The organism is Pseudomonas sp. R3-56 (assembly GCF_051132075.1).
Classification (GTDB): domain Bacteria; phylum Pseudomonadota; class Gammaproteobacteria; order Pseudomonadales; family Pseudomonadaceae; genus Aquipseudomonas.
Genome location: NZ_CP071657.1, coordinates 2,699,823 through 2,715,733 on the forward strand (window position 1 = coordinate 2,699,823; position 15,911 = coordinate 2,715,733).

The 15,911-nt window shown below is 61.7% G+C and carries 14 protein-coding genes; 7 read left to right on the forward strand and 7 right to left on the reverse strand.

Features of this window, described 5'->3' with window-relative positions; translation table 11 throughout:
• Positions 1-203: 203 nt before the first annotated feature.
• Entirely contained in the window at positions 204-1,838 is a 1,635-nt protein-coding gene (locus tag J3P96_RS12290; RefSeq protein ID WP_434657426.1) for a methyl-accepting chemotaxis protein, read from the reverse strand.
• A gap of 269 nt (positions 1,839-2,107) precedes the next feature.
• Between J3P96_RS12290 and J3P96_RS12295 the strand changes: the two genes are divergently transcribed.
• Both J3P96_RS12295 and J3P96_RS12300 read left to right on the forward strand, forming a co-directional pair.
• Positions 2,108-2,938 (forward strand): undecaprenyl-diphosphate phosphatase, encoded by an 831-nt coding sequence (locus tag J3P96_RS12295; protein ID WP_434657428.1) that lies wholly within the window; start codon positions 2,108-2,110, stop codon positions 2,936-2,938.
• Positions 2,935-3,357, forward strand: a complete 423-nt coding sequence (locus tag J3P96_RS12300; protein ID WP_434657431.1) for a DUF1294 domain-containing protein — start codon at positions 2,935-2,937, stop codon at positions 3,355-3,357. The genes J3P96_RS12295 and J3P96_RS12300 overlap by 4 nt, the downstream gene beginning before the upstream one ends.
• Before the next feature lie 138 nt (positions 3,358-3,495).
• Here the strand turns inward: J3P96_RS12300 and J3P96_RS12305 are convergent, their stop codons facing one another.
• Both J3P96_RS12305 and J3P96_RS12310 read right to left on the reverse strand, forming a co-directional pair.
• Positions 3,496-3,846, reverse strand: a complete 351-nt coding sequence (locus J3P96_RS12305) for an MmcQ/YjbR family DNA-binding protein (RefSeq protein WP_434657434.1) — start codon at positions 3,844-3,846, stop codon at positions 3,496-3,498.
• Positions 3,843-4,751 carry a LysR substrate-binding domain-containing protein gene (locus J3P96_RS12310; RefSeq protein WP_434657436.1) on the reverse strand — a complete coding sequence of 303 codons (909 nt, stop codon included), beginning with the start codon at positions 4,749-4,751 and terminating at the stop codon, positions 3,843-3,845. The genes J3P96_RS12305 and J3P96_RS12310 overlap by 4 nt, the downstream gene beginning before the upstream one ends.
• 128 nt (positions 4,752-4,879) lie before the next feature.
• On the opposite strand from J3P96_RS12310, the gene J3P96_RS12315 reads away from it, so the two are divergent.
• Positions 4,880-5,488 carry an FMN-dependent NADH-azoreductase gene (locus tag J3P96_RS12315; protein ID WP_434657438.1) on the forward strand — a complete coding sequence of 203 codons (609 nt, stop codon included), beginning with the start codon at positions 4,880-4,882 and terminating at the stop codon, positions 5,486-5,488.
• Between the two features lie 183 nt (positions 5,489-5,671).
• On the forward strand, positions 5,672-6,709 hold the full coding sequence (locus tag J3P96_RS12320) for an alpha/beta hydrolase family protein (protein ID WP_434573861.1): 1,038 nt from the start codon (positions 5,672-5,674) through the stop codon (positions 6,707-6,709).
• Here the strand turns inward: J3P96_RS12320 and J3P96_RS12325 are convergent.
• Positions 6,703-7,896, reverse strand: coding sequence for an MFS transporter (locus tag J3P96_RS12325; RefSeq protein WP_434657440.1), 1,194 nt, complete (start codon positions 7,894-7,896; stop codon positions 6,703-6,705). The two genes, J3P96_RS12320 and J3P96_RS12325, sit on opposite strands and share 7 nt — an antisense overlap.
• A gap of 265 nt (positions 7,897-8,161) precedes the next feature.
• Positions 8,162-9,751 (reverse strand): ABC-F family ATPase, encoded by a 1,590-nt coding sequence (locus J3P96_RS12330; protein WP_215005954.1) that lies wholly within the window; start codon positions 9,749-9,751, stop codon positions 8,162-8,164.
• A gap of 407 nt (positions 9,752-10,158) precedes the next feature.
• Here J3P96_RS12330 and lpxO point away from each other — a divergent pair, with 407 nt between their 5' ends.
• A complete protein-coding gene (gene lpxO / locus J3P96_RS12335; protein ID WP_434657443.1) occupies positions 10,159-11,058 on the forward strand; it encodes a lipid A hydroxylase LpxO in 900 nt (299 codons plus the stop codon).
• Positions 11,059-11,063: 5 nt separating this feature from the next.
• Here lpxO and ligD read toward each other — a convergent pair whose 3' ends face one another.
• Both ligD and J3P96_RS12345 read right to left on the reverse strand, forming a co-directional pair.
• Positions 11,064-13,052 (reverse strand): DNA ligase D, encoded by a 1,989-nt coding sequence (gene ligD, locus J3P96_RS12340; RefSeq protein ID WP_434657445.1) that lies wholly within the window; start codon positions 13,050-13,052, stop codon positions 11,064-11,066.
• A gap of 33 nt (positions 13,053-13,085) precedes the next feature.
• On the reverse strand, positions 13,086-13,976 hold the full coding sequence (locus J3P96_RS12345) for a Ku protein (RefSeq protein WP_434657448.1): 891 nt from the start codon (positions 13,974-13,976) through the stop codon (positions 13,086-13,088).
• A 223-nt stretch (positions 13,977-14,199) separates the two neighbouring features.
• Here J3P96_RS12345 and J3P96_RS12350 point away from each other — a divergent pair, with 223 nt between their 5' ends.
• Both J3P96_RS12350 and J3P96_RS12355 read left to right on the forward strand, forming a co-directional pair.
• Positions 14,200-14,541 (forward strand): hypothetical protein, encoded by a 342-nt coding sequence (locus J3P96_RS12350; protein ID WP_434657449.1) that lies wholly within the window; start codon positions 14,200-14,202, stop codon positions 14,539-14,541.
• Between the two features lie 40 nt (positions 14,542-14,581).
• Positions 14,582-15,733 carry a PQQ-dependent sugar dehydrogenase gene (locus J3P96_RS12355; RefSeq protein ID WP_434657451.1) on the forward strand — a complete coding sequence of 384 codons (1,152 nt, stop codon included), beginning with the start codon at positions 14,582-14,584 and terminating at the stop codon, positions 15,731-15,733.
• The last annotated feature ends 178 nt before the right edge of the window (positions 15,734-15,911 follow it).

Below are 15,911 nucleotides of genomic sequence, written 5' to 3' on the forward strand. Positions count from 1 at the left end.
CCACAGGGGATTTGCGGTGGGCACTAAATCCAGGGCCAACACAAAAACCAATGTGGGAGCGAGCCTGCTCGCGAAGGTGGCGGGTCAGCTTGCATCAGTGCTGAATATGCTATTGCATTCGCGAGCAGGCTCGCTCCCACAGGGAATTTTGTGGTGGGCACCAAATCTGGGGCCAACACAAAACCACTGTGGGACCACCAGCCTCAGACTCGAAACTGCTTGAGCAGGCCGTTCAGTTGTTCGCTCAGGCCTTTGAGGCGGGCGCTTGCCACGCTGGACTGTTCCGCGGCCATGGCGGTGCTGTGGGACAGGCCAGCGGCCTGGGTGACGTTCTGGTTGATGTCTTCCACCACATGCGCCTGTTGCAGGGTGGCGCTGGCGATGGAGGCGTTCAGGCTGTTGAGGTTGCGCAGGGCCTGGCCGATGGCATTGAGGCTGGCGCCGGCCAGTCCGGCCTGCTCGATGGTCAGCTGCGAGGCACGGCTGCTGTCGCTGATGACTTTCACCGCGGCTTCGGAATGATTTTGCAGGCGCTCGATCATCGCCTGGATTTCAGCGGTGGACTTCTGCGTACGCTGGGCCAGCAGGCGCACCTCGTCGGCCACAACGGCAAAACCGCGACCTTGCTCGCCGGCGCGGGCGGCTTCAATGGCGGCGTTGAGGGCCAGCAGGTTGGTCTGCTCGGCAATCGAACGGATCACTTCCAGCACGCTGCCGATCTGGGTGCTTTCGCTGGCCAGGGTGCGGATCACTTCCACGGCCTGGTCGATGGTCTGGGAGAGCCGGTCGATCTGCTGCAGGCTGCCGTCGATGTTCACCTGGCCCTGCTGGGCCTGGGATTCGGCGTCGCGCATTTCGCTGGCGGCGTGTTCGGCATTCTTCGCCACATCCTGCACGCCATAAGTCACTTCGTTGATGGCGGTCGCTACCAGTTCCATCTGTTGCGATTGCTGCTGGCTGCGCTGCTGGGCCTGGGCGGCGTCGTTGCCCAGGTCGCTGGACGATTGCCCCAACTCACTGGCTGAGACCTGCAACTGACCCACCACCTGGCGCAGCTTGGCGGTGAAGGCATTGAAGTGCCTGGCCAATTGCGTGACTTCGTCCTGGCCATGGGTATCGAGGGTGCGGGTCAGGTCGCTCTCGCCGCTGGCGATGTTGGCCATGGCATTGACTGTCTCCTGCAAGGGCCGGACGATGCTGCGGACGATCAGGGTCAACAGCAGGCCCATGAACAAGGTGATCGCCAAGCCGATCAAGCAAGCCTTGATCAACTGGGACTGGAATTCCGCCTGTACATCATCCACGTACACGCCCGAACCGATGATCCAGCCCCAAGGCTCGAACAGCTTCACATAGGACGTTTTCCCCACCGGTGCCTCGGCGCCGGGCTTGGGCCAAAGGTAATCGACCATGCCCGCACCCTTGGCCTTGGCAATGGCGACCATTTCGTTGAACAGCGCAAAACCGTTCGGATCGCGAATGGCCGAGAGGTTCTGCCCTTCAAGTTTCGGGTTGGTCGGGTGCATGACCATGACCGGCGCCAGGTCATTGATCCAGAAGTAGTCATTGTGGTCATAACGCAGGCCGCGCACCGCGCTGAGCGCCTGCTTCTGCGCCGCCTCGCGCGTCAGGGTACCGGCGGTCTCCAGGCCATGGTAATAGCTCAGTACGCCGCTGGCGGTCTGCACCACATGTTGGGTTTTCTGCACCTTGGCCTGATACAGATCGATGTGGATCTGCTTTAGCATGAACGCGCCCAGCGTGAACAACATCACGATGGCCACGACCAGGATGAGCCACAGGCGTCGGCTGATCGATACACTGCGCAAGCTATTCATACGCTGTCACTCCGGTTTTTATTCTTGTCATTAACGACGGCGGCACTTTAACGCTCGACGTCTACGCGCGATTGACCTGGGTCATAACGCGGCAGCGTTATCAGGGCTTGTCTGATAGGATTTCGGCCCCGCAGCGCAAAACCTGAGTCGCTTCTGATTTTTCATTGGTTTTTTTTGCAAGGTCGCGGTTATCGTGCAGCCGCTGCGTGCACCTGCGTAACATTTGAATAGCGACAAGGCCTGAAACGACAGGCTTTTTTGGGGGATGAATGGATTTGTGGACGGCCTTTTCGGCATTGATTCTTGGCGTGGTAGAAGGGCTGACGGAGTTCCTGCCGATTTCCAGTACGGGGCACCAGATCGTCGTCGCCGACTTGCTCGAATTCGGTGGGGAGCGCTCGATGGCGTTCAACATCATCATCCAGCTCGGTGCGATCCTGGCGGTGGTCTGGGAGTTTCGGCGCAAGATCTTCGACGTGGTGCTGGGCCTGCCGACCCAGCCCGGCGCTCGCCGCTTCACCGCCAACCTGCTGATCGCGTTTTTCCCTGCGGTGATACTGGGCGTACTGCTGGCCGACTGGATCCACCATTACCTGTTCAACCCGATCACGGTCGCCACCGCGCTGGTATTGGGTGGTCTGGTGATGCTCTGGGCCGAGAGGCGCCAGCACACGGTGCACGCCGAAACCGTGGATGACATGACCTGGAAGGATGCGCTGAAAGTCGGCCTGGCCCAGTGCATCGCGATGATTCCCGGCACCTCTCGCTCCGGTGCAACCATCATTGGCGGCCTGCTGTTCGGCCTGTCGCGCAAGACCGCCACCGAATTCTCGTTCTTCCTGGCCATGCCAACCATGGTCGGCGCGGCGGTCTACTCGGGTTATAAATACCGCGAGCTGTTTGTCCCGGCGGATTTCCCGGTGTTTGCCATCGGTTTCAGCACCGCGTTCATCTTCGCCATGATCGCGGTCAAGGGCCTGCTGCGCTTCATCGCCAGCCACAGTTATGCGGTGTTCGCCTGGTACCGGATTGCGTTCGGCCTGTTGATCCTGGCGACCTGGCAATTCGGCTGGGTCGACTGGACGGCTGCCCGGCCTTGAACGAATCGGCCAGGCGAGTCGCACGTAACACCGGCGGGGCCGTGCAGAACCTGCGCCTCAAGTTGACGGTATTTGCGATTCTGTGCGCGTTGCCGCTGTTTGGCTCGCTGCTGCTCGGATTGCGGGGCGAGTCGTGGGTGCCCATGACGGCTTACGGAGTCGTCAGTGCCGTGGCGTTCCTGCTTTACTGGAGCGACAAGCGCAAGGCACGCGCCGATGCCTGGCGCACGCCGGAAAACATCCTGCACGCGGTCGAACTCGCCGGTGGCTGGCCGGGCGCACTGCTGGCCCAGCAGGTGTTTCGCCACAAGACCCGCAAAGTGTCGTTTCAAGTGGTGTTCTGGTTCATCGTGGTGTTGCACCAGGGATTCTGGATCGACCAGTTGTTCCTGGGTGGCCGTCTGTTGGCGTTGTTCTGATCGGTATGCGTTCCCTGTGGGAGCGAGCTTGCTCGCGATGACGCCGGTACATCCAACATCTTCACTGGCTGTGGCACCGCTATCGCGAGCAAGCTCGCTCCCACATTGGTATGCAGCGGCTGCACCCCGGCTGAGCCGCTACAGCAACAACCCAACCTGCGTGCGCTTGGGCAACTTGCTGACCACCAACTGATGGGAACGTCGCAACAAACTGCGCAGCTCCTCCTCGCCCAGCGGGTAGGGCACTTGCATGATGACCCATTGGGCCCTGGCCAGGTACGGCGCCGGATGAATGCCGGGGCGGTCGCAATGGCCGAGAAACAGGTCCTTGTCGACCTTGAACGCCAACGAATTCCCCCGCAGGTTCTGCAAGGCGAACATCTTGTTGCCGGCGATCGAGAATACCCGCACGCCGCCCCATTTATAGTCTTCCCGGGCGCCCGGCAAGCCCAGGCAGAATTGCGCGACGTCCTCTTCGCTCAAGCTCATATCGTCCTGTCTCCACATTGTGCAAAAGCTTCCACCAGATGATCGATCCACGCGCGCACCGCCGGCAGCATGCCGCGCCGGTGAGGATAGACCGCCTGGAGCCAGCCATCCGGTGATGACCATCCTGGCAACAGCTCCACCAGTCGACCGTCGCGCAGTTCTTCTTCGCAATACATGCTCGGCAACAGGGTAAAGCCCAGACCCGTCAGGGTGCAGGCGCGCCGCACGATAAAGTCGTCGATGCCCAGGCGCGCCTCCAAGGCCAGCTCGACGCTTTGCCCTGCGGTACTGAGCAAGCGCACATGCACCAGACGGTCCGCCTCCAGCGCTCCCAGCACCGGCAATTGCCTGAGGTCGTCCGGAGTTTCGATCCGCCGCCCTTCAATGAGCACCGGGCTGGCAACCAGGGTAAGGCGCGCCTGGCGCAAGCGCCGAGTCATCAGCAGCGGGTCTTCGTCGCCCAGGTCACGGACGCGCAACGCCACGTCGATGCCCTCGCTGATCAGATCCACGCGCCGGTTGAGCAGGATCATTTCCAACTGCACCTGGGGGTATTTCGCCAGGAAGCTTTCGATGATCACCGGCAGGAACTGGTGCGCCAGGCCCACCGGGCTCGACACCCGCAAACGCCCACGGGGCTCGCTGGACATGCTCGCCACCGCTTCGTCGGCCATTTCCGCTTCCAGCAACATGGCCTGGCAATGACGCAGGTAACGTTCACCCACGGCGGTCAGCTTCAACTGGCGGGTGGTGCGTTGCAGCAGTCGGGCGTCAAGGCGCTCTTCGAGCTCGGCGATTCGCCGTGACAAGCGTGACTTGGGGATGCCCAGCAAGCGCCCGGCGGCCGCGAAGCCACCGGCTTCAACCACCTTGGCAAAGTAATACAGGTTATTAAGGTCTTGCATGGCGAATCGATTGTCCTGTCAGTGGAACGAACCATCACATTCTTGCAGACTTATCTCGGATTGGCTTCATCGATAGGATTGTTCTCAATTGATCGCCTGGTTGCGATCCTCACTTGGAGAGCATTCACATGAAACTGTTGCACATCGATTCGAGCATCCTCGGCGATAACTCCGCTTCGCGCCAACTGAGCCGTGAACTGGTGCAAGCCTGGAAAACCGCCGAGCCAGCTATCAACGTCACCTATCGTGACCTGGCCGCTGACGCCATCAGCCACTTTTCTGCGCAGACCCTGGTCGCTGCCGGCACCAGCGCCGAATTGCGCGATGCCGCTCAACAGCACGAAGCTGACCTCAGCGCGTCGACCCTGGCCGAGTTCCTCGCCGCCGACGCGGTGGTGATCGCAGCACCGATGTACAACTTCAGCATCCCGACCCAACTCAAAGCCTGGATCGACCGTATCGCCGTGGCCGGCCAGACCTTCCGCTACACCGAAGCCGGCCCGGAAGGCCTGTGTGGCGACAAGAAGCTGGTCATCGTTTCCACCTCGGGCGGCCTGCACGCCGGTCAACCGAGCAGCGTGGGGCATGAACAATACCTGAGGTTGATGTTCGGTTTCCTCGGCATCACCGACATCGAATTTGTTCGCGCCGAAGGCCTGGCCTACGGTGACGACATGCGCACCAAGGCCATCAGCGAGGCCAAGCTGCAGATCAGCCAGCAGTTCGCCGCTGCGTAAGGCTTGCATCGAGGCATCAAGCTCTACGGGCAACCTCCGGAAAACCCTGTATTCTCGTCGTCATCGGATGGCTGGGGTGCAGGGTTTTCCTGCATTTGGCGCTGGGAAACATGGCGCAGGTCGTGCATGGCCGGAGCGGCGAGCGACGTGGCTCCTGGTGGGTGGGTGAAGGTGGACTATTCGATGATGCGTCTTGGTGCGCTGCTGCTGTTTTGCTGGGTGAGCGGTCTCGGTTCGGTGCAGGCCGCGCCGGCGCCACATCCGCATTGGAGCGCGGGCTTTCATGAGCTGGATTTTCCTGATCCGCTGGACCACCAGCCGATGCATGCCATCGCCTTTTACCCCTCCACCGCGAAGGAGCAATCCAGTCTGTTGGGCGGCTACCAGATCGATGCGGCGGCGGATGCACAGATCGCCATCGGGCGGTTTCCGCTGCTGATGCTGTCCCATGGCAATACCGGCACGCCGCTGGCCCTGCACGATCTGGCCACGTCGCTGGCCCGCAAGGGCTTCGTCGTGGTGGCGGTGATTCATCCCGGCGATAACGCCCAGGATCACAGCCGGCTCGGTACGCTGAGTAACTTGTACGGGCGGCCGATCCAGATCTCCGAAGCCATCACCGCGACGCTGAACGACCCGATGCTGGCGCCCTTCGTCAACGCCGGGCAGGTCGGCGTGATCGGCTATTCGGCCGGTGGCGAAACCGCGCTGATCCTGTCTGGCGCCACGCCGGACCTCAATCGCCTGCGCCGTTATTGCCAGGAGCGACCGGATGACCGTGACGCCTGCAATACCCAGGGTGAGCTGATTGCCGACCGTGATGACCTGTATCCGGTGGCCGATCCCAGGGTCCGCGCGCTGTTGCTGATGGCGCCGTTGAGTTTGAAGTTCGGTCGGCACACGTTGGCCGATGTCCATGTGCCGGTGCTGCTCTACAGCGGCGACGGCGACAAACTGGTGGCTTTCGACAAGAACGCCGCGGCCTTGGCGCGCAAGCTGCCTACCGCGCCGGATTTCAAGACGTTGGCCGGGGCCGGGCACTTTGTTTTCATGGCGCCCTGTACGGACGAGCAGATCGCGGCGATGCCGGCGCTGTGCACCGATGCCGACGGCGTTGATCGCAAGGACATCCACCGCACGATGATTACCGAAGCCAGTCGCTTCTTCAGCCAGGCGCTGGGAAAACCGACCCGCGCGGGCCTGCGGACAGCCGATCAGTGATGCGGGCTTTCGGCTCGCCGACGCAACACGAGCGTCAGGCCCAGGCCGATGATCGACAGCAAGGCGGCGAAGAAAAATATCGACGAGTAGCCCAGGTTCAATGCCACCGCGCCCATCAACGGTCCGGCAATCGCCAGTGCCAGGTCAAAGAACACCGCATAGGCACTCAAGCCGGCGCCGCGGCTGCTGTTGGGCACCTGCTTGATGGCCTCCACGCCCAGCGCCGGGTACACCAGCGACAACCCGAAGCCCGCCAGCCCCGCGCCGAGCAAGGCGAATGCGGTGGACGGCGCCAGCCACAGCAGCACCAGGCCCAGGGTCTCGATGCTCATGCAGACGATGGCCGAATTGAAGCCACCGAAACGGGCAATGCTGGAGATGAACAGCAACCGTGACAGGATGAAGCAAACGCCGAAAACGGTCAGGCACCAGGCGGCGCCGGTCCAGCCTCGGCTGAGGTAGAACAGGGTGATGAAGGTGGTCAGGGTGCCATAGCCGATCGAGGCCAGGCACAGGCTTGTCCCGAACGGTGCAATGCGTCCGAACACGGCCCAGAAGGGCAGGCGCTCGCCGCGAACGACCGGCACCGAGGGTTTGTTGCGAATCAGCAGCAATGCGCCGCCGGCCAATAACGACAAGGCGATGCCCAGGCTGGCGAAGCCCAGGCCGCCGACCATGACCACGCCCAGCGGTGCGCCGATGGCGATGGCGCCATAGGAAGCGATGCCGTTCCAGGAGATCGAACGGGCGGTGTGCTCCACGCCGACCTGTCCCATGCACCAACTGATGGTGCCGACCCCGATCAAGCCTTGGGCGACCCCGAGCAGCAAACGCCCGGCAATCAGGATCAACAGGCTGGGCAACGGAAAGCTTTGCAGCAGCGTCGACAACAGCGTCAGCACGCCACTGAGCAGGATGCCCACCAGACCGTAGACGATCGCCCGCTTGGTGCCGACATTGTCCGACAGTCGCCCGGCCATGGGCCGGCTGAGCAAGGTCGCCAGATACTGCGAGCCAATGGTCAGCCCGGCCACCACCGCGCTGAAGCCCAGTTGCTCATGGACATACCCAGGCAACACGGCAATCGGCAGGCCGATGCAGAGGAAGGCGATGAAGGTATAAAAAACGATGGAGACGATCTGCAAGGTGATCGACAGGGAACTGGGAGCGGGCTGGGGCGTTGGCATGGCGGCTCGTTCGCGGGCAGCGGTAAGAGTGCTTCATCATGGCGCGTGCGGGGGAGAAAAGGAAGCAGGCTAACGGTTCTCGTGTGTTGTGGTTCCCGTGGCGAGGGAGCTTGCTCCCGCTGGGCTGCGTAGCGGCCCTTTTGGTGAGCGCTTCGCACTCAAGCGGGAGCAAGCTCCCTCGCCACAGGGGCATCCGGTTCTGTGCCGTTGGAATGAAAAAGCCCCATCACATGGACAGGGCTTTTACTTTCAGCTTGCAGTTGTTTTAGAACAACACGCCCTGGCTGCGCAGGTAGTCGTCATAGGTGCCGCTGAAATCGACCACGCCGTCGGCGCTGAGCTCGATGATGCGGGTTGCCAGGGACGATACGAACTCACGGTCGTGGCTGACGAAGATCAACGTGCCCGGATAGTTTTCCAGCGCCAGGTTCAGCGCTTCGATGGATTCCATGTCCAGGTGGTTGGTCGGTTCGTCCATCACCAGCACGTTCGGCTTTTGCAGGATCAGCTTGCCGAACAGCATGCGGCCTTGTTCACCACCGGAGATGACCTTGACCGACTTGAGGATCTCGTCGTTGGAAAACAGCATGCGGCCCAAGGTGCCACGAACCAACTGCTCGCCACCCTGGGTCCACTGGCCCATCCAGTCGAACAGGTTGACGTCATCTTCGAAGTCATGGGCGTGGTCCTGGGCGTAGTAGCCCAGTTCCGCGGCGTCGGTCCATTTCACGGTACCGGCATCCGGTTCCAGTTCATTGACCAGGGTGCGCAGCAAGGTGGTCTTGCCGATGCCGTTCGGGCCAATGATCGCCACGCGCTCGCCGGCTTCGACGGTGAAGCTGAAATCCTTGAACAGCGGCTTGCCGTCGAAGCCCTTGGCCATGCGTTCGACGATGACCGCCTGGCGGTGCAGCTTCTTGGTCTGCTCGAAACGGATGAACGGACTGACGCGGCTCGATGGCTTGACCTCGGCCAGCTGGATCTTGTCGATCTGCTTGGCGCGCGAGGTGGCCTGCTTGGCTTTCGAGGCGTTGGCCGAGAAGCGGCTGACGAACGATTGCAGTTCGGAAATCTGTGCTTTCTTCTTGGCGTTGTCCGACAGCAGTTGCTCGCGGGACTGGGTCGCCACGGTCATGTATTCGTCGTAGTTGCCCGGGAACAGGCGCAGCTCGCCGTAGTCCAGGTCCGCCATGTGGGTGCAGACACTGTTCAGGAAGTGACGGTCGTGGGAGATGATGATCATCAGGCTCGAACGCTGGGTCAGCACGTTTTCCAGCCAGCGGATGGTGTTGATATCCAAGTGGTTGGTCGGCTCGTCGAGCAGCAGCACTTCCGGGTCGGAGAACAGCGCCTGGGCCAGCAGCACACGCAGTTTCCAGCCTGGCGACACTTCGCTCATCGGACCGAAATGCTGCTCGATGCCAATCCCCAGGCCCAACAGCAGTTCACCGGCGCGAGATTCGGCGGTGTAGCCGTCCATCTCGGCAAATTCGGTTTCCAGCTCAGCCACGGCCATGCCGTCTTCTTCGGTCATTTCCGGCAGCGAATAGATGCGGTCGCGCTCGGCCTTGACCTTCCACAGCTCTTCGTGACCCATGATCACGGTGTCGATCACGGTGAATTCTTCGTAGGCGAACTGATCCTGGCGAAGTTTACCCAGGCGCACGTTCGGTTCGAGCATCACTTGGCCGCCGGACGGCTCGAGGTCGCCGCCGAGGATTTTCATGAAGGTCGACTTGCCGCAACCGTTGGCGCCGATCAGGCCGTAGCGGTTACCCGCGCCAAATTTGACAGAGACGTTTTCGAACAGTGGCTTGGCGCCGAACTGCATCGTGATGTTAGCTGTAGAGATCAAAGGTTTATCCTGCGGAACATTCAGAGTAGCTAAGGGTGCGGCAGTACCTGTTCAGTACCTGTTTGCGCAAGTCCCGACCGCTCAAGCAGCTTGGCGGTCACTGGCGCAAGGGTCCATCCGGCATATAGAGGACAGCTGCATACGGAGCGCCTGGCCCGAGTGGATATGCGCCGAAGCCGGGATTGCCGGTGTCAGCCAGAGGGGGCGCTTGATAGTTGGCGGCGATTGTACTGATCTGGCCGCGTTAACGATAGGGTGTAACCCAGGCAAGACAGTTTTTCACAACGCAGGGATAACTTTAAATCGGCAACTGTGGCTAAAATGCCATCTCACTCGACGCCATCTCCCTTGCCGCTTGGCTGGCCCCGGAGAAGCAGCCTGTTCACTTCTGGACCCTGACCGAATCCGTGAAGCTCATTATTGTCGCAATCTACGTACTTTCCATTGGCTATGTGCACCTGCGCGGGCGCGTGCGGCATAAATTCGGGCGCCAGTTGAGCGATCACTCATCCTTCCTTGCGCCGATCAATTGCCTGCTCTACCTGTGTTCGAAACTGCCCAACAGGCCTTTCCTGAGCCCGGCCCAATTTCCCGACCTGAGCCCCTTGCAGGCCCATTGGGAAGAGATCCGCGCCGAAGGCCAGAGCCTGCTGCAAGCGGGGGAGATCAAGCGCTCCGATCAATATGACGACGTGGGCTTCAACTCGTTTTTCAAGACTGGCTGGAAGCGCTTCTACCTGAAGTGGTATGGCGACAGCCATCCCTCGGCGATGAAGCTGTGCCCGCGCACCACCGAACTGGTGCAGAGCATCGGCTCGATCAAGGCCGCGATGTTCGCCGAGCTGCCGCCGGGTTCGAAGCTGGTGCGTCATCGTGATCCGTATGCCGGGTCTTATCGCTACCACCTGGGCCTGCAGACACCCAACGACGCCGGCTGCTACATCAATGTCGACGGCGAGGCCTATCACTGGCGCGACGGCGAGGCGGTGGTGTTCGACGAAACATTCATCCATTACGCCGAGAACACCACGGCACAGAACCGCATCATCCTGTTCTGCGACGTGGAGCGGCCGATGAGATTTCGTTGGGCCACCGCCTTCAATCGCTGGTTCAGCCGTACCGTGATGGCCGCTGCTGGCGCGCCGAATGACGCCGGGGACCGGACCGGTGGCCTGAACCGGGCGTTTTCCCGGCTGTACAAGATCCGCCTGCAAGGCAAAGCGCTGAAAAAGCGCAATCGCAAGCTGTATTACCTGCAGAAATGGGCGTTCTTTGGCGGCCTGCTGGCGATCTTCATCTGGATCTGAACGGTTCAGCCGCCCGGTTTTTCAGCCTCCAACTGTTCCCACATCTTCGCCGTGATCCGTTGGCGATGGTTGTAGCCTTCCCACGGATCGACGCCCAGGCCCTTGGCCCGTTCCAGCGCGGTATGGATATCCCATTGCTGCGCGTTGCGCAGGCCGGCGAGTTCGTCCCGGGCGATCGGTACCGAAACCGGCAGGCCCGGCCGGGCACGCACCGAATAAGCGGCGACGGTACTGGCACCACGGGCGTTGCGCAGGTAGTCGATAAAGACCTTGCCCACGCGGTTTTTCGGGCCCATGGTCGCGGTGATCCGTTGCGGCATCTGCCGGGTCAGGAACTGCGATATGGCCTTGGCAAAGGCCTTGGTGACGTCCCACCCCTCGCTTCGCGCCAGTGGCACGATGACGTGCATGCCTTTGCCGCCGCTGGTCTTGAGAAACCCCTGCAAACCCAGTTCGTCGAGTACTGACAGGGTCATGCGCGTCGCGTCGAGCATGGCGTTCCAGGGCAATGACGGATCCGGGTCCAGGTCCAGCACAAACAGATCGGGCGTCTCGATCCGGTCATGGGTCGCCGTCCAGGTGTGCAGTTCCACCGCGCCCATCTGCGCCGCGCCGACCAAGGCATGGATGCTGTCGATTTCCATCAAAGCGGCATGGCCCGGGTCCAGCGCCGGATCGAGTTGCCTGATATGGGGGATTTCCAGGCGATCGGCGTGCTTCTGAAAAAACAGCTCCTCGCCAATCCCTTCCGGCGCCCGCACAAGGGAGACCGGCCGCAACTTGAGATGCGGCAGGATCCAGGGGGCGATGTCCAGGTAATACTGGGCCAGTTCGGCTTTCTGCACACCGCTGACGCTGTCGACGACGCGGTCCGGGTGGGTGATGACCACGCCGTCGACTTTCGCGGTGTCGGCCTTGCCGCGGCGTTTGGGCTTGGGCGGTGTGGCTTTGATGGGCATGGGTTGTTCACGCGTCACCCGACTGACCTGCCGGTCGCCGGGCAGATCGAGGAACACCGCCTGACGCACCAGCCCGTCGCGGGTCCATTCGGCAAATTCGATTTCGCAGACCTGCGTCGGCTCGACCCAATGCACGCCGCGCGCCGGTGCGCCTTTGAGCGGCTGGTCGAGTGGCGACGTTTCACGTTCCAAGGCACATAGCTGTTCATGCAGTTGTTTGAGTTGGGATTGGCTGAAGCCCGTGCCGACCCGGCCGGCATAGACCAGCCCCGACGGCCCGTTGACCGCTAGCAACAGTGCGCCGAAGCCGTTGCGCGTGCCTTGCGGGCGGGTGAACCCGACGATGACGAAGCATTGGCGCAGCCGACATTTGAGTTTGACCCAATCGGCGTTCCGTCCCGAGGCATAAGGGCTGCCCAGACGCTTGCCAACCACGCTGTCCAGTGACAGGGCGCTGGCGCTTTCGAAGATGTCATGCTGGCTGGCGGAAAACGCCTCGGAGAACCGCAGGCGCTTGCTGGGGTTGCTCTTGAGCGCATTTTTCAAGGCTGCGCGGCGTTCTTCAACCGGTTTGTCGCGCAGGTCGACGCCATTGAGAAACGGTGCGTCGAAAAGGAAATACAGCATGTCGACGCTGCGGCCGATCTCGAAGGCCTGGCGCAGGGCAGGGAAGTCGGAATGCCCGGTCTCATCGAGCAGCACCAGTTCGCCGTCGAGCCAGCTGTCGCCCAGATTCAACTGGGCCAGGGCATCGGCGTGCAGCGCGAGGCGATCGGTCCAGTCTGCATGGTGGCGATTGAACAGCCGGACCTCGCCGTTCTGGATGCGCGCCATCAACCGGTAGCCATGAAACTGCACTTCATAGCGCCACTCACCGGCCGGCGGTTGCTCCACCGGTGTCGCCAACTGCGGCGACAGACGTTCGGGGATTCGCTCCGTGTCGGCCTGCGCATTCCGGCGGGTACGGCTACGAGTCGCTGGTTCATCCGCCTCCACGGCGGACAGGCGGGCATATTCACTCTCGGCCTTGGCCATGACAGATTCCCTTGTATTACAGGCGCCCGGGGGTTAGCCCCGGGAGGCCTTGGTGGCTTTTTTAGCAGGAGCGGATTTGCGCGTCTTGGTCGATTTTGCCGCAGGCTTTTCGGCAGGCTTTTCCGCCGTCTTGCCCTTGCCGCCGAGGCTGCGCTTGAGCAGTTCGGTGAGGTCGATAACGTCGGCGGTTTTGCGCTGTTCTTCGCCGGGGTCGGTTTCCACCGCTTCGAGCCGGCCTTCGGTGGCTTTTTTCTCCACCAGTTCCATGATCTTTTCCTGGAAACTGTCGCGATACGCCTGGGGTTCCCAGTCGCCACTCATGTCTTCCACCAGCCGTTTGGCCATGTCCAGTTCGCCCTTCGCCAGCGTCGGGTTGGTGACTTCGTCGCCCAGTTCCAGGACGTCGAGTTCGCGGACTTCGGCGGGCCAGCGCAGCAGCACCAGCACCAGCGCCGATTCCAGGGGCATCAGCGCCGCCAGGTGCTGGCGGGTGTGCATCACCACATTCGCCAGCGCGACCTTGTTGGTCTTGAGCAGGGTTTCGCGCAGCAGGGCGTAGACTTTGCCACCACGTTTGTCAGGTGCGAGGAAATACGGCTTTTCGATGTTCTGCAGCGGGATCTTCTCGCTGTCGACGAAGGAAAAGATGTCGATGGTCTGGGTGGACTTGGGGTGGGCGGCGCGAATCTCCTCTTCGCTGATCAGCACGTATTGGCCTTTCTGGTATTCCACGCCTTTGACGATGTCGTCCTTGGTCACCTCCTTGCCAGTAACCTTGTTGACCCGCTTGTAGCCCACCGGGTCCATGCTGCGTTTGTCCAGCCAGTCGAAATCCACGCCTTGGGACGCGGTGGCTGACACCAGGGCCACGGGAATGTGGACCAGCCCGAAACTGATTGCGCCTTTCCAGATAGCCCGTGCCATGGTGGAGTTTCCTTGCCGGTGAATAGTCTCTCTGGTGACCCTTGGGTCTCTGGAAAAGTTTCCACCGGGCGCCGGCTGGCTGCGGTTGGGGTCCTCCAGGGGCGCTGAGTTGGAGACGCCTGGTTACATCTTCATGAGGATATTTTGCTTAACAACCGCGAACCTGCGGCGTAGCGTGTTTTCGAAATGCGGGTGCCGTACCCATGAAATCAGGAAGGTCTCGATGAACAGGCTGATACTCGCCATCTCGGTGCTGCTGACGGCGGCCACTGCCCAAGCGGCTGCGCCCGGTGCGGATCCAGTACTTGTGGCGCAGAACCTGCCGGGCAACAACAATCCCTACAACAGCCCGATTCGCCGGGCCAACCCGAACAGCATGCAGGGCACCCAGCCCAACGTGCCAGGCATACGGAACAACCCGACGGTTCCGGTTCCCCGACCGCCGACCCTGGAGAATGGCGGCATCGGCAACGGCTACCCGCGTTCCGGGCCGCCATCGGGTTCGCCACGCCCCACCATCGAGGCGCCGACGCCTCCCCGGCACACCAATAACGGCAATCGTTGAGACACCGTGCCGATCAACACCACCACAGAAGGAAGTGTGCATGTTGCGTAAAACATTCCTGGCAACACTTTGCGCCAGCGCTGTCCTGGCCCTTTCAGCGCCGGCCTCTGCCGCGCCAGTCCAGCAATTCAAGGCCGAGGATGGCACCGTCGAAGTCACCACGGTCACCCGGGGGCTGGAGCGGCCCTGGTCCGTGGCGTTCCTGCCGGAGCAGCAGGGCATGCTGGTCACGGAGCGTCCCGGTAACCTGCGATGGGTGAAGGCCGACGGGAAATTGTCTGCACCGTTGAGCGGTGTTCCCGAGGTCTGGGCCAAGGGGCAGGGTGGTTTGCTGGATGTTGTGCTGTCTCCAGACTTCAAACAGGATCGCACCGTCTACCTGTCGTATGCCGAGGCGGGCGAGGATGGCAAGGCCGGCACGGCGGTGGGCCGTGGCCAGTTGTCCAGCGACATGACGCGCCTGGACAACTTCGATGTAATTTTCCGCCAGCAACCCAAGCTCTCGACGGGCAACCATTTCGGTTCGCGCCTGGTATTTGACCGGGACGGCTATCTGTTCATCACCCTGGGCGAAAACAACGACCGTCCGACCGCACAGGACCTTGACAAGCTGCAAGGCAAGATCGTGCGGATCTATCCCGACGGCAAGGTGCCGGACGACAACCCCTTCGTGGGGCAGAAAAACGTCCGTCCCGAGATCTGGTCCTACGGCTTGCGCAATCCCCAAGGCGCCGCGCTCAATCCCTGGAATGGCACGCTCTGGGAGAATGAGCATGGCCCCAAGGGCGGTGACGAGCTGAACATCATCGAGCGCGGCAAGAACTATGGCTGGCCGTTGGCGACTCATGGCGACAACTATTCCGGCGCGCCGATTCCCGAGGCCCAAGGCAAGACCGCGAAGGGTACCGTCGGTCCCCATCACGTCTGGCAGGTATCGCCAGGGCTCAGCGGCATGGCGTTCTACGACAATGACCGGTTCAAGGCCTGGCAACGCAACGCGTTTGTCGGGGCGCTGGTTTCCAGGGACCTGATTCGCCTGGAGTTCGACGGCGACAAGGTTGTCCATGAAGAACGCTTGCTCGGCGAGCTCAAGGAGCGGATCCGCGACGTTCGCCAGGGGCCGGATGGTTTCCTCTATGTGCTGACAGACGACGATGACGGTGCGCTGTACAAGGTCGGGCTGAAGCAATAAGCATGTTATGAAGCTTTTTGTGGCAAGGGAGCTTGCTCCCGCTGGGCTGCGTGGCAGCCCCATGCAGGCAACGCGATGAGCCTGACACACCGAGTGTCCGATCTTGGGGTTGCTTCGCAACCCAGCGGGAGCAAGCTCCCTCGCCACAGGATCAAAAGCGTCAAAGGATCACGGAGGC

Excerpts from the sequence above, each read along its gene's own strand:
- J3P96_RS12290 (WP_434657426.1), bottom strand. The coding sequence starts at position 1,838 with ATGAATAGCTTGCGCAGTGTATCGATCAGCCGACGCCTGTGGCTCATC.
- J3P96_RS12295 (WP_434657428.1), top strand. The coding sequence starts at position 2,108 with ATGGATTTGTGGACGGCCTTTTCGGCATTGATTCTTGGCGTGGTAGAA.
- J3P96_RS12305 (WP_434657434.1), bottom strand. The coding sequence starts at position 3,846 with ATGAGCTTGAGCGAAGAGGACGTCGCGCAATTCTGCCTGGGCTTGCCG.
- J3P96_RS12310 (WP_434657436.1), bottom strand. The coding sequence starts at position 4,751 with ATGCAAGACCTTAATAACCTGTATTACTTTGCCAAGGTGGTTGAAGCC.
- J3P96_RS12315 (WP_434657438.1), top strand. The coding sequence starts at position 4,880 with ATGAAACTGTTGCACATCGATTCGAGCATCCTCGGCGATAACTCCGCT.
- J3P96_RS12320 (WP_434573861.1), top strand. The coding sequence starts at position 5,672 with ATGATGCGTCTTGGTGCGCTGCTGCTGTTTTGCTGGGTGAGCGGTCTC.
- J3P96_RS12325 (WP_434657440.1), bottom strand. The coding sequence starts at position 7,896 with ATGCCAACGCCCCAGCCCGCTCCCAGTTCCCTGTCGATCACCTTGCAG.
- ligD (WP_434657445.1), bottom strand. The coding sequence starts at position 13,052 with ATGGCCAAGGCCGAGAGTGAATATGCCCGCCTGTCCGCCGTGGAGGCG.
- J3P96_RS12345 (WP_434657448.1), bottom strand. The coding sequence starts at position 13,976 with ATGGCACGGGCTATCTGGAAAGGCGCAATCAGTTTCGGGCTGGTCCAC.
- J3P96_RS12350 (WP_434657449.1), top strand. The coding sequence starts at position 14,200 with ATGAACAGGCTGATACTCGCCATCTCGGTGCTGCTGACGGCGGCCACT.
- J3P96_RS12355 (WP_434657451.1), top strand. The coding sequence starts at position 14,582 with ATGTTGCGTAAAACATTCCTGGCAACACTTTGCGCCAGCGCTGTCCTG.